General features: G+C 65.5%; 9 protein-coding genes. 6 read left to right on the forward strand and 3 right to left on the reverse strand.

Annotation, left to right across the window (positions count from 1 at the left end; genetic code table 11):
• Window positions 1-481 precede the first annotated feature (481 nt).
• From dnaK to ACPGXI_RS00855, 4 genes are read left to right on the forward strand one after another with little or no spacing between them, the layout of a single operon-like run.
• Window positions 482-2,356, forward strand: a complete 1,875-nt coding sequence (dnaK, locus tag ACPGXI_RS00840; protein WP_526648841.1) for a molecular chaperone DnaK — start codon at window positions 482-484, stop codon at window positions 2,354-2,356.
• The gene (gene grpE, locus ACPGXI_RS00845) at window positions 2,353-2,976 is read left to right on the forward strand and encodes a nucleotide exchange factor GrpE (protein ID WP_526648843.1); all 624 of its coding nucleotides are present in this window, start codon (window positions 2,353-2,355) and stop codon (window positions 2,974-2,976) included. The genes dnaK and grpE overlap by 4 nt, the downstream gene beginning before the upstream one ends.
• Before the next feature lie 39 nt (window positions 2,977-3,015).
• On the forward strand, window positions 3,016-4,206 hold the full coding sequence (gene dnaJ, locus ACPGXI_RS00850; RefSeq protein WP_526648845.1) for a molecular chaperone DnaJ: 1,191 nt from the start codon (window positions 3,016-3,018) through the stop codon (window positions 4,204-4,206).
• A complete protein-coding gene (locus tag ACPGXI_RS00855) occupies window positions 4,203-4,568 on the forward strand; it encodes a heat shock protein transcriptional repressor HspR (RefSeq protein ID WP_526648847.1) in 366 nt (121 codons plus the stop codon). The genes dnaJ and ACPGXI_RS00855 overlap by 4 nt, the downstream gene beginning before the upstream one ends.
• Here the strand turns inward: ACPGXI_RS00855 and ACPGXI_RS00860 are convergent.
• Genes ACPGXI_RS00860 through ACPGXI_RS00870 form a run of 3 tightly spaced genes read right to left on the reverse strand, consistent with a single transcriptional unit; the run spans window position 4,565 to window position 7,347 of the window.
• Entirely contained in the window at window positions 4,565-5,467 is a 903-nt protein-coding gene (locus ACPGXI_RS00860) for an aldose 1-epimerase (RefSeq protein ID WP_526649133.1), read from the reverse strand. The genes ACPGXI_RS00855 and ACPGXI_RS00860 overlap by 4 nt on opposite strands.
• A 24-nt stretch (window positions 5,468-5,491) precedes the next feature.
• A complete protein-coding gene (locus ACPGXI_RS00865) occupies window positions 5,492-6,658 on the reverse strand; it encodes an FAD-binding oxidoreductase (RefSeq protein WP_526648849.1) in 1,167 nt (388 codons plus the stop codon).
• 17 nt (window positions 6,659-6,675) lie between these two features.
• A complete protein-coding gene (locus ACPGXI_RS00870) occupies window positions 6,676-7,347 on the reverse strand; it encodes a GAP family protein (RefSeq protein WP_526648850.1) in 672 nt (223 codons plus the stop codon).
• 181 nt (window positions 7,348-7,528) lie between these two features.
• Between ACPGXI_RS00870 and clpB the strand changes: the two genes are divergently transcribed.
• The gene (clpB, locus tag ACPGXI_RS00875) at window positions 7,529-10,108 is read left to right on the forward strand and encodes an ATP-dependent chaperone ClpB (RefSeq protein WP_526648852.1); all 2,580 of its coding nucleotides are present in this window, start codon (window positions 7,529-7,531) and stop codon (window positions 10,106-10,108) included.
• 191 nt (window positions 10,109-10,299) lie between these two features.
• A complete protein-coding gene (gene ttfA, locus ACPGXI_RS00880) occupies window positions 10,300-11,160 on the forward strand; it encodes a trehalose monomycolate transport factor TtfA (protein ID WP_526648854.1) in 861 nt (286 codons plus the stop codon).
• Window positions 11,161-11,165 lie beyond the last annotated feature (5 nt).

Raw genomic sequence — 11,165 nt, forward strand, 5'->3', positions numbered from 1 at the left:
TGTTTGAACATGGCACCGATGTTCTTCATGATTTCCCCTAGTCCCGCGTTGTTGGTGTGGGCTTCAGGGCAGGCGCGGCAGTGCCGGCCTTGAGTCCCGTGACGATCCGCTGCATCCCCAGCGGTCTATCACGGTCCAATGGCCAGGAAGTCCAATGGCCAGGAAGTCGAATTGCCGGGAATATGCTGCCGCCCTGCTCAACTTCACCATGCCGTGGACGTGGCTCGGAAGAGAATGCGGTTGCGGCAGGGGATGACCGCGTGGCCGCCGTCCGAGCAGTTGCTGATCGCGCAGTCGGGAACATACGGGAACAAATCCGTGTGACCTCTCGTTGGACCATTCGACAACTTGAGTGCACCAGACTCAAGCCTGGGTTGACATCGAATGGTCGGCCCGGGCAGTCTTGAGCCCGGTGCACTCAGTCCGATTGAGTGCAGTGCACTCGTGACCATTGATTCGTTCTATTCAGGAGGCAGCAATTATGGCTCGTGCGGTCGGAATCGACCTCGGGACCACCAACTCCGTCGTCGCGGTTCTGGAGGGTGGTGAGCCCGTCGTGGTCGCCAACTCCGAGGGTTCGCGGACCACCCCGTCTGTTGTCGCGTTCGCGCGCAACGGCGAGGTGCTGGTAGGTCAACCCGCCAAGAACCAGGCAGTGACCAACGTCGACCGGACCATTCGTTCGGTCAAACGTGAGATCGGCACCGACTGGTCGGTGGAGATCGACGACAAGAACTACACGCCGCAGGAGATCAGCGCGCGGGTTCTGATGAAGCTCAAGCGCGACGCCGAGTCCTACCTCGGCGAGGACATCGCCGACGCGGTCATCACCGTCCCCGCGTACTTCAATGACGCCCAACGGCAGGCGACCAAAGAAGCCGGCCAGATCGCCGGCCTGAACGTCCTGCGCATCGTCAACGAGCCGACTGCGGCCGCACTGGCCTACGGCCTGGACAAGGGCGAGAAGGAACAGACCATCCTGGTGTTCGACCTCGGTGGCGGCACCTTCGACGTGTCTCTGCTGGAGATCGGTGAGGGCGTTGTCGAGGTGCGTGCCACCTCTGGTGACAACCACCTCGGCGGCGACGACTGGGATGACCGGATCGTCGAATGGCTCGTCGACAAGTTCAAGGCAAGCGCGGGCATCGACCTGACCAAGGACAAGATGGCGATGCAGCGACTGCGTGAGGCTGCCGAGAAGGCCAAGATCGAGCTCAGCTCGAGCCAATCCACGTCGATCAACCTGCCGTACATCACCGTCGATGCGGACAAGAACCCGCTGTTCCTCGACGAGCAGCTGACCCGTTCAGAGTTCCAGAAGATCACCCAGGATCTGTTGGACCGCACCCGCAGTCCGTTCCAGTCGGTGATCAAGGATGCCGGTATCCCGGTCTCCGATATCGATCACGTCGTGCTGGTCGGCGGCTCCACCCGGATGCCCGCGGTCTCCGAGCTGGTCAAGGAGATGACCGGCGGTAAGGATCCCAACAAGGGCGTCAACCCTGACGAAGTTGTCGCCGTCGGTGCGGCTTTGCAGGCCGGCGTGCTCAAGGGCGAGGTGAAAGACGTTCTGCTGCTTGATGTCACCCCGTTGTCCCTCGGTATCGAAACCAAGGGTGGCGTGATGACCAAGCTGATCGAACGCAACACCACGATTCCGACGAAGCGCTCGGAGACCTTCACCACAGCTGATGACAACCAGCCTTCGGTGCAGATCCAGGTCTTCCAGGGTGAGCGGGAAATCGCCTCGCACAACAAGCTGCTGGGTTCGTTCGAACTGACCGGCCTGCCGCCGGCTCCGCGCGGAGTGCCCCAGGTCGAGGTCACCTTCGACATCGACGCCAACGGCATCGTGCACGTGACCGCCAAGGACAAGGGCACCGGCAAGGAGAACACCATCCGCATCCAGGAAGGCTCCGGCCTTTCCCAGGAAGAGATCGACCGGATGGTCAAGGATGCCGAGGCGCACGCCGAGGAGGACCGTACCCGTCGCGAAGAGGCCGACGTCCGCAACCAGGCCGAGTCGCTGGTCTACCAGACGGAGAAATTCGTCAAAGAGCAGCGGGAACCAAAAGAGGGAGCGGGCGGTCCTGCCGTCGCCGAGGACACGTTGGCCAAGGTGGACAGCGCGATCACCGAAGCGAAGTCGGCGCTCGACGGCACCGACATCGGCGCGATCAAGACCGCGATGGAGAAGCTCGGCGAAGAGAGCCAGGCACTGGGCCAGGCGATCTACGAGGCCACTCAGGCCGAGCAATCTGCAGGCGGCGGCGAAGGGCCTGCGGGTAACGCCGCAGGATCCGATGATGATGTGGTGGACGCTGAAGTTGTTGAGGACGACCAGGAGCCCAAGTGAGTGACGCCGATCACGACCGTTCCTCCGAACACGGCGAGCCGATCTCTTTCACCGACCGGCGCAGGATCGACCCGGAAACCGGCCAGGTCCGCGACAACGCGGACACCGGGCCGGTCCCGGAGGCACCCACCGTGTCTGAGGAATCTCAGAGCGAGGCCGCCGAGTTGATCGCCGACCTGCAGCGCGTGCAGGCCGACTTCACCAACTACCGCAAACGGGCCCTGCGCGATCAGCGGGTGGCAACTGATCGGGCCAAGTCCCACGTGGTGGCCCAGTTGTTGCCCGTGCTCGATGATTTCGACCGGGCTCGGGCGCACGGCGACCTCGATTCGGGTCCGTTGAAGGCGGTCGCCGACAAGCTGATCGGCGTGCTCGAAGGGCTGGGCCTGGCGGCCTTCGGCAGCGAGGGTGAGGAGTTCGATCCCGCGTTGCACGAGGCCGTCCAGCACGAGGGCGACGGGTCGCATTCGGTGATCGGGACCGTGATGAGGCGGGGCTACAAAGTCGGTGATCACGTGGTACGGCACGCCATGGTGGGTGTCGTCGACACCGTGCCCGACGCATCGGGGCCCGATACTGCCGACTCCGCGGCAGAAGAGCGCTCAGAATCAGAACATTGACCGGCAGGCAACGACGAGCAGGCGAGGAGGTGACGCGGTATGGCCCAACGTGAGTGGGTCGAGAAGGACTTCTACAAGCAGTTGGGCGTCAACTCTGACGCCGATGAGAAAGAGATCAAGCGGGCCGCCCGCAAGATTCTCTCCGAGAACCACCCCGACCGGAACCCTGGCAACGCCGCGGCTGAGGAGCGGTACAAGGCCGCGTCGGAAGCCAAGGAAGTGCTCACGGATCCGGCGAAGCGCAAGGAGTACGACGAAACTCGCCGCCTGTTCGCCGGCGGCGGGTTCGGTCGAGGTCGCTTCGGCGGCGGCGGCGGCGGTGGTGGTGCCGGTTTCGGCGGCGGCGGGGACGGTCAGGAGTTCAACCTGAACGACCTTTTCGACGCGGCTGGTCAGGAAGGCGGCGCCAACATCGGCGACCTGTTCGGCGGGCTGTTCGGCCGGGGCGCGCAACAGCCTCGACCATCTCGTCCACGCCGGGGCAATGACCTCGAGACCGAGACAGAACTCAACTTCCTCGAGGCCACCAAGGGTGTGGCGATGCCACTTCGGCTGACCAGCCCGGCTCCCTGCACCAACTGTCACGGCAGCGGTGCGCGTCCGGGCACCAGCCCCAAGGTCTGCCCCAACTGCAACGGTGCCGGCGTTGTGAACCGCAACCAGGGTGCGTTCGGATTCTCCGAGCCGTGCACGGAATGCCGTGGGAGCGGCTCGACCATCGAGAATCCCTGCGACGAGTGCAAGGGCACCGGTGTGGCTACCCGCACCCGCACCATCAACGTGCGCATACCTCCGGGTGTGGAAGATGGTCAGCGGATTCGGCTGGCCGGGCAGGGGGAAGCGGGACTGCGTGGGGCGCCCTCGGGTGATCTGTACGTCACCGTCCACGTCAAGCCCGACAAGGTGTTCGGCCGCAACGGGGACGACTTGACCGTCGCGGTTCCGGTCAGTTTCCACGAATTAGCCTTGGGTACAACGCTTTCAATTCCGACATTAGAAGGCAAGGTCGGAGTGAGGGTGCCCAAGGGTACGTCGGACGGTCGAATTCTCCGGGTGCGCGGCCGTGGTGTGCCCAAGCGTTCCGGCGGTCACGGTGACCTACTGGTCACCGTCAAGGTGGCGGTGCCGCCGAAGCTGGAGGGCGAGGCGGCCGAAGCGTTGGAGGCCTATGCCAAGGCCGAGCGCGCCAGCGGATTCGACCCGCGGGCAGGTTGGGCCGGTGCGTTGTGAGCGCCAACCGCCGGGAAGACGCCACGACGTTTCTGATCTCGGTGGCCGCCGAGTTGGCAGGTATGCACGCGCAGACCCTGCGCACCTATGACCGACTCGGCCTGGTCAGTCCCCAGCGCAGTTCCGGCGGCGGTCGGCGCTACTCGGAGCGAGACGTCGATCTGTTGCGCGAGGTGCAACGGCTGTCCCAGGACGAAGGTGTGAATCTCGCGGGGATCAAGCGCATCATCGAACTAACCAACCAGGTCGAGGCGCTGCAGGGGCGGGTTCGCGAGTTGAGCGGGGAAGTCGAGTACCTGCGGGCTCAGCCGCGGGCGAAGAGCACCGCACTGGTGGTGTGGCAGCCGAGACGGCAGCACTAACTGACTCTGATCCGGAACTGTGCGGTTGCGGACTCGCCGGGCTGCACCTCGTGGTAACCCCCGCGCCGCAGCGCGTCGGTCGGGGCGGCCATCGGCTCGAAACACACGACATCGTCATCACCCGGCGCAAACACCTGTGCCGCCGTGAAACCCTGATCGAAGTGCACCTCGATGCGCCGGTCGCCGCCCGAGAGGGCGAAGATCGATCCCGGTTCGACTTCGTCGTAGCCCTCGTCGACGAATCTGTCGCCCAACAGCTCAGAGGCCGCGGGGCGTTGCTCCACCCGTCCGGTGGGGATGCCCCAGGCGTTGACAGGCTGGTAGCGCATCGTCGGCGTCTCCATCCGCCACTGCGCGCGGGGGATGCCGGGCAGTTGCAGGTAAGGGTGAAAGCCGAAGCAGGTCGGCACCCGCGAACCCGTGGTCGCCGTGACCGTTGTCTTCACGGTGAGCGTGCGCTCGAGCAGCGTGATGTCCAGCGTCAGCAGGTGCGGGAACGGAAAGGTTGCCAGCAGCCCCGGCCGGGCCGCGAAGTCCAGCTCGGCTGTCAGCTGTGATTCCAGCAGCGTGGTGACGTTCCAGTCCCGATAGGCGGCCAACGTCCCGTGAATGGGTACTCCGTGCTGGTCGGTCCGCACGCCGCCGGTGCCCGGCGTCAGCGTAATGACGGCTCCGTCGACGCCGTAGCCGTTGCTGCTGAGCCGGTTCGCCCACGGATAAAGGATGGGGATGCCCATGGTCTTGTGGTTCGAGACGTAGCCCTGCAGGCCGCGGCGCTGTCCTAACAGCTCCACGCCGTCATCCGACAGAGATGTGGCGACCATGCCGGCGGCTGGGACGTAGGTGGCGGTCAGTGCTGACGACGGATCGCGCAGCGTGACGGTTTCTAACTCGTCCATGGCTGTCGATCCTGCCATGTGATTTCAGCTTGCCAGGGGATCGTGGTGAATACGTTCAGCGGGTGCACCCTTGGCGAGGAGTGCCGCCTTGGTGGCGCGCACCATCGCGGGCTTGCCGCACACCAGGATCTGGCGATCGCCCCAGCCGCCGTACCGGGTCACGATGTCGGGCAGGGCGCCGGTCTGACGCACGTGCAGCCCGCGCGGTGGTGCGGGGTCGGGGTACTCGGCGGCCCACGGTGGATCGACTCGGTGTTCTGACACTGGAGTCACCGACAGCCACGGGTTGGTCGAGGCGATCTCCCAGAGAGTGCGCAGGTCGTAGAGTTCGCCCGGATACCGCGCCCCGAAGAACAGATGCACCCGCGGGTTCTCCACGAACCTGGCCAGGTCCATGATCAGCGCTCGCAGTGGTGCCAGCCCAGTCGAGCCCGCGACCATCAGCACGTCGCCGTCGTCGCGGTCGATGTGCAGCGCGCCGTGCGGATTGGACACCCGCCATCGATCACCCGGGCGGGCTTCCCCGACGATTGCCGTGCTGACCATTCCGCCGGGAACCGAGCGGACATGGAACTCGACGTAGCCGTGCGGTTCGGCCGGTATCGCCGGGCTCAGATAGCGCCACCGCCGCGGCCACTGCGGCACCTGGACGGGTACGTACTGCCCCGGGAGGTAGGTCAGCGGGTGGTCCATCTTCAGCCGGATTATCGACACGTCCCGGGTGGGTCGATGGTGTTCGAGAACGGTGCCGTCACAGAATGCCGGGCTGGTCTCGGCGGTGGCGGCGCCGCTCATCACCCCGACGGCGAGCTGAACGACGTCGTGGACCGCTTCGTCGAGTCGGCGGTCCCAGCTGTGCGCGAGATACGATCTCAGTGTGCTGAGCAGTGCATCCTTCAGCGTGGCGTAATGCTGCGGGGTGACACCGTATTTGCGATGGTCGCGGCCGAGTTGGGCCAGAAAGGCCACTGGCTCGTCGGCGCGCTGGGCGATGATCTCGTCGCATAACCAGCACAGGGCATGGCCAAAGACGTGGCGCTGGTGGGCCATGTCCGGTGGGAACAGGTCCCGCGCCGAGGGGTCGGTACCGAACCATCGGGTGTAGAAGTCCCGGATGAGTGTTTCGGCACTGCGGTCAGGATCGACGGCATCCCGCAGGATGCGTATCGAGTCCCGGTCTTCGAGTCCCACGCGGCACGATCCTCTCGTCAGAGGCCGTGAATTCCCTTGTACAGCACCATGAGGCCGATCACCACCAGAATCCCGGCGACCAGTGCGGCATGCTGGCGCTCCATCCAGGCCTTGAGTCGTTCCAGCGCGGGGTCCAGGCGTTTACCTGACACCGCGTATCCGAGGATGGGCAGCGCCACCGAGGAACCAGCCATCGCGACGTACCAGGCTGCCGCGACCCAGACGCTGGGTGAACCCAGCCCGGATGACCCGATCGCCAAACCTGCTGCGGCACAGATGAGGAGAACTTTGACATTGACGACCGTCAGCGCTACCCCGGTTAACGCCGCTTTGGCGGGGGTGAGGCTGCTCATCTTTGTCATCCAGCCCGGCATATGGGTGGACTTCTTGCGGGTCACCCAGCGGTACGCGCCGAAGACGATCAGCGCGACGCCGACGATGATGCGCAGCCACGACGCCCAGTTCGGCGGGCTCTTGCCCAGCCCGCCGGCCAGATCGGACACCGTCAGGAAGATGCTGGTCAACAATGCCAGGCCGAAGATCCAGCCGGCCAGGAAAGCCAACCCGGTGGGTTTGGGACGAGGGCTGTGCAGCACGAGAACAGCCGGGATGATCGACAGCGGGGAGAACGCGACGACCAAGCCGAGTGGAATGAGCTCCGTCAGAATCGATCCCCAAATGCCCGACACGGGCTCAACCTAGCAAGGTGCGTGTGCTGCTGCTGACGATCACGCATTGATCCTGATCGCCCCGGGATAAGTTGAGCGGAACAGACTCAACCTTGACGGCGTTGTTTAAGGCGACAAGCATTTGAGGGGCCGCTGGTGCGGCCCGTGCCCGTTGCGGCACGTACTGAGAAAGTGAGGTGTCGTGGACTCGTTCAATCCGACGACAAAGACCCAGGCGGCGCTGACTTCGGCCCTGCAGGCAGCGACGGCTGCGGGGAACCCGCAGGTTACGCCCGCTCATCTGTTGATGGCGCTGCTCACCCAGAACGATGGTATCGCCGGACCGCTGCTCGAAGCTGTCGGAGTCGATCCCGCGACCATCCGAAACGAGGCGCAGCAGTTACTGGACCGGTTGCCCAGCGCCAGCGGTTCGGCATCCACGCCGCAGCTGTCGCCCGACTCGATCGCGGCGATCAGTGCCGCTCAGGCACTCGCCACCGAGATGGACGACGAGTACGTCTCGACCGAGCATTTACTGGTTGGGCTGGCCGGCGGTTCGGGTCGCTCCGCAGGCTCGGCTTCTGCCGGCGACAGTGACACCGCCAAGGTGTTGAACGGCCACGGCGCGTCGCCCCAGGCGCTGCGGGAGGCATTCGTCAAGGTGCGCGGTAGCGCCCGGGTCACCAGCCCCGACCCCGAGGGCACCTATCAGGCACTGGAGAAGTACTCCACCGATCTGACCGCGCTCGCCAAGGACGGCAAGCTGGACCCGGTCATCGGACGTGACCACGAGATCCGCCGCGTGGTCCAGGTGCTGAGCCGACGCACGAAGAACAACCCGGTGCTCATCGGTGAGCCCGGTGTCGGAAAGACCGCGATCGTGGAGGGCCTGGCCCAGCGCATCATCGAGGGTGACGTACCGGAGAGCCTGCGGGACAAGACCGTTATCTCCCTCGATCTCGGATCTATGGTGGCCGGGGCCAAATACCGCGGCGAATTCGAGGAGCGGCTCAAGGCGGTCCTCGACGACATCAAGAACTCGGCAGGCCAGATCATCACGTTCATCGACGAGTTGCACACCATCGTCGGTGCCGGCGCGACCGGCGAATCGGCGATGGACGCGGGCAACATGATCAAGCCGATGCTGGCTCGCGGCGAGTTGCGGCTGGTTGGCGCCACCACCCTCGACGAATATCGCAAGTACATCGAGAAGGACGCTGCGCTGGAGCGCCGCTTCCAGCAAGTGCTGGTAGGCGAGCCGTCGGTCGAGGACACCGTCGGCATCCTGCGCGGGCTCAAGGACCGCTACGAGGTACACCACGGCGTCCGGATCACGGACTCCGCGCTGGTGGCGGCCGCCACCCTCTCCGACCGGTACATCACCAGCAGGTTCCTTCCGGACAAGGCCATCGACCTGGTCGACGAGGCTGCCTCGCGCCTGCGGATGGAAATCGACTCGCGGCCGGTAGAGATCGACGAGGTCGAACGGCTCGTACGGCGGCTGGAGATCGAGGAGATGGCGCTGGCCAAGGAGGAGGACGCCGCCTCCAAGGACCGGCTGGAGAAGCTGCGTGCTGAGCTGGCCGATGACAAAGAGAAGTTGGCGGAGCTCACCACCCGCTGGCAGAACGAGAAGGGCGCCATCGATGTCGTCCGCGACTTCACCGAGCAGCTGGACACGCTGCGCGGCGAGGCCGACCGGGCCGAGCGCGACGGCGACCTGGCCAAGGCCGCCGAGTTGCGCTACGGCCGCATCCCCGAGGTCGAGAAGAAGCTCGACGCGGCGTTGCCGGTCGCCGAGGCTCGCGAGAACGTCATGCTCAAGGAAGACGTCGGGCCCGACGACATCGCCGATGTGGTGTCTGCGTGGACCGGCATTCCGGCAGGGCGGATGCTCGAAGGTGAGACCGCCAAGCTGCTGCGGATGGAAGAAGAGCTGGGCAAGCGCGTCATCGGGCAGAAAGAGGCTGTCACTGCGGTTTCTGATGCGGTTCGCCGCAGTCGCGCCGGTGTAGCCGACCCGAACCGCCCGACGGGTTCGTTCATGTTCCTCGGCCCCACCGGCGTCGGTAAGACCGAGCTGGCAAAGGCCCTGGCGGAGTTTCTCTTCGACGATGAACGGGCAATGGTCCGCATCGACATGAGTGAGTACGGGGAAAAGCACTCGGTGGCCCGTCTTGTCGGTGCGCCTCCCGGCTACGTCGGGTACGACCAGGGCGGCCAGCTGACCGAGGCGGTACGGCGACGGCCCTACACCGTGATTCTGTTCGATGAGATCGAGAAAGCCCACCCCGACGTCTTCGACGTCCTGCTGCAGGTACTCGATGAGGGCAGGCTGACCGACGGTCAGGGCCGCACGGTCGACTTCCGCAACACGATCCTGATCTTGACGTCCAACCTCGGCGCCGGGGGTACCGAAGAGCAGGTCATGGCAGCGGTACGCGCGGCGTTCAAGCCGGAGTTCATCAACCGCCTGGATGACGTGATCATCTTCGACGCGCTCGATCCCGAGCAGCTGGTGGCGATCGTCGACATCCAGCTGGTGCAGCTGCAGAAGCGGCTGGCACAGCGCCGCCTGGCTCTCGAGGTGTCGCTGGCGGCCAAGAAGTGGCTGGCGGAACGTGGGTTCGACCCGCTCTACGGTGCACGGCCACTGCGCCGACTCGTGCAGCAGGCCATCGGCGACCAGTTGGCCAAGCTGCTGTTGGCCGGTGAGGTGCACGACGGCGATGTGGTGCCCGTCAATGTCCGCGAGGACGGCGATTCGCTGGTGCTGGGCTGAGTGCCCCCGCGTTCCCCCGCCGCCCGCCCGCCGGCGTTCGTCCGTCCGTCCGGCGAGCAGACGCAGACTCGCGCGCAATGGGCCTTTGGGTGCGAGTTTGTGACTGCTCGCGGGTGGTGGGGGTCACGGTGATCGGGTTGTGATCTATTCGAGTTCGGGATTCGACGGCATGAGCGGATACTCTTTAACCAATGGTTCCGCTCTGGTTCACCCTGTCTGCACTCTGCTTCGTAGGTGCGGCGGTTTTGTTGTACGTCGACCTCGACCGCCGTCGGGGTCTCGGCCGTCGCCGCAAGTCGTGGGCGAAGTCGCACGGATTCGACTACGAGCACGAGTCCACTGACATCCTCAAGCGTTGGAAGCGCGGGGTGATGTCAACGGTCGGTGACGTCACCGCGCGCAACGTGGTCCTCGGCCAGATCCGCGGCGAGGCGGTCTTCGTCTTCGACCTGGACGACGTCGCGACGGTCATCGCGCTGCACCGCAAGGTGGGTACCAACGTGGTCGTCGATCTGCGGCTCAAGGGCGTCAAGGAGCCGCGCGAGAGCGACATCTGGCTGCTCGGCGCTATCGGCCCCCGAATGGTGTATTCGACCAACCTGGACGCGGCCCGACGCGCATGCGACCGCAGGATGGTGACGTTCGTGCACACCGCGCCGGATTGCGCCGAGATGATGTGGAACGAACAGAACTGGACCCTGATCAGCATGCCGGTCACCAGCACCCGCGCCCAATGGGACGAGGGCTTGCGCACCGTGCGTCAGTTCAACGACCTGCTGAGGGTGTTGCCCCCGTTGGCCACGGCGGCCGCGGGTCAGCCCGTCGCACGCCGCGCCGGTTCGCCCAGCCGCCCCATCACCCCCGCACCGTCGGGGCGTCCCGAGCTGTCGCCCGGCAGGGGCGACCAGCCAGCCGGCCGCGCCGACGTGAGCCACTACGTCGACCAGCCCGAAGCCGCCGGGCCCGAAGCCGGGTCTGCCCAACCGGACCCGGCCCGCCGCGCGCAGCCGCCGTCGCGCAACGGTAGGCAGTCGCCGAACTATCAGCGGTAAGTATT

The organism is Mycobacterium sp. (assembly GCF_049608025.1).
Taxonomy (GTDB): Bacteria; Actinomycetota; Actinomycetes; order Mycobacteriales; family Mycobacteriaceae; genus Mycobacterium.